Genomic DNA, 209 nt, shown 5'->3' with positions numbered 1-209 from the left:
ATGACCCTGACGCCGTATCTGGGCCTCAGCCAGACTCAGGTCAGCCGCCAGGGCTATCGTGAAAACAGCGGCGCGGTGTTTGCGGCCAGCTACGCGAAAATGGGCCGCACGACCACCAGCCTGAACCTCGGTGTGCGGGGCGCCAAAAAGCTCACCCGGCAGCTGGAACTCAGTGCCAACCTGGAGCTGACCCAGGACCTGCGCAACAA

1 protein-coding gene is annotated in these 209 nt (G+C 63.6%); it reads left to right on the top strand.

Annotated elements, in window-relative coordinates; all coding sequences use genetic code 11:
* Positions 1 to 209: autotransporter outer membrane beta-barrel domain-containing protein (locus BLX41_RS17845; protein WP_148059751.1), on the top strand; the 209-nt coding region annotated here is incomplete at both ends.

The sequence above is a fragment of the Pseudomonas protegens genome (assembly GCF_003732485.1).
GTDB lineage: Bacteria > Pseudomonadota > Gammaproteobacteria > Pseudomonadales > Pseudomonadaceae > Aquipseudomonas > Aquipseudomonas protegens_B.
Note: the sequence above shows the minus strand (reverse complement) of the source record. Positions and strands in the feature narration are given on the sequence as shown.